This window comes from Streptomyces sp. NPDC058620 (assembly GCF_042717135.1).
Taxonomy (GTDB): Bacteria; Actinomycetota; Actinomycetes; order Streptomycetales; family Streptomycetaceae; genus Streptomyces.
Window position 1 is genome coordinate 1 of record NZ_JBHXQO010000155.1, and the last position, 1,393, is coordinate 1,393.

Annotated in this window: 1 protein-coding gene; it reads left to right on the forward strand. The window is 63.9% G+C overall.

Annotated features, from left to right (window positions below; translation table 11 throughout):
- Positions 1–4 precede the first annotated feature (4 nt).
- The coding region (locus tag ACFWSK_RS37785) for an amino acid adenylation domain-containing protein (protein WP_383796729.1) at positions 5–1,393 on the forward strand (1,389 nt) is incomplete at its 3' end.

Below are 1,393 nucleotides of genomic sequence, written 5' to 3' on the forward strand. Positions count from 1 at the left end.
TCGTTTGGCGCATTATTTGCGTGGGGTGGGGGTGGGTGCGGAGTCGGTGGTGGGTTTGTGTGTGGGGCGTGGTGTGGGGTTGGTGGTTGCGGTGTTGGCGGTGTGGCAGGCGGGGGGTGCGTTTGTGGCGTTGGATCCGGAGTATCCGGTGGAGCGGTTGGAGTTTATGTTGGCTGATAGTGGGGTGTCGGTGTTGGTGGGGGAGCGGGGGGTTGCTGGGGGTCTTGGTTTGGATGGTGTGGTGGGTTCGGTGGTGTGGTTGGACGATGGGGTGGTGCGGGAGGAGTTGGGGGGTTGTTCGGTGGTGGCTCCTGGGGTGGGGGTGGTGGGGGGTCAGTTGGCGGGGGTGATTTATACGTCGGGTTCGACGGGGCGTCCGAAGGGGACGTTGGTGTCGCATGGGTCGTTGGTGGCGTTGTTTGCGGGTTGGGAGTCGGCTCATTTTGGGGTGGGGGTGGGGTATCGGTGGTTGTCGGTGGCGAGTGCGAGTTTTGATGTGTTTACGGGTGATGTGGTGCGGTCGTTGTGTTCGGGTGGGGTGTTGGTGTTGGGGCGGGTGGGGTTGCAGGTGGATGTGGGTGAGTGGGTGGGGGTGTTGGCGGGTGCTGGGGTGAGTGCTTTGGAGTGTGCGCCTCGGTATGTGGATGAGTTGGTGGGGTTTGTTGAGCGTGGTGGGGGTGCCGGCTTGGTTGGTGGGTCGGTGGGTGGGTTGGGGTTGGGTGGTTTGCGGTTGGTGGTGGTGACGACGGATGTGTGGCGGTGGGGTTCGGTGGTGCGGGCTCGGGGTGTGTTGGGTGGGGGTGTGCGGTTGTTGTCGGCGTATGGGGTGACGGAGGCGTCGGTGGATTCGACGTTCAGTGTGTTGGGTGAGGGTGAGGGTGGGGGTCCGGTTCCGATTGGTGGGCCGTTGCCGAATACGCGGGTGTATGTGTTGGGTGTGGGGTTGGAGCCGGTGCCGGTGGGTGTGGTGGGTGAGTTGTTTATTGCGGGTCCGCAGGTGGCGCGGGGTTATGGGGGGCGTGCTGGGTTGACGGCGGAGCGGTTTGTGGCTGATCCGTTTGTGGGGGATGGGTCGCGGATGTATCGGTCGGGGGATCGGGTGCGGTGGTTGGCGGGGGGTGAGTTGGAGTTTTTGGGGCGTGGGGATGAGCAGGTGAAGGTGCGTGGTTTCCGGATTGAGCCGGGTGAGGTGGAGGCGGTGTTGGTTTCTCATCCGGGTGTGCGTGCGGTGGTGGTGGGTGTGTTTGGTGGGGGTGTGGATCGTCGGTTGGTGGCGTATGTGGTGCCGGTGGATGTGGGGGTGGGTATTCCGTCGGTGGGTGAGTTGCGGGAGTTTGTGGGGCGGAGTCTGCCGGAGTTCATGGTTCCTTCGGTGTTTGTGGAGTTGGCGGGG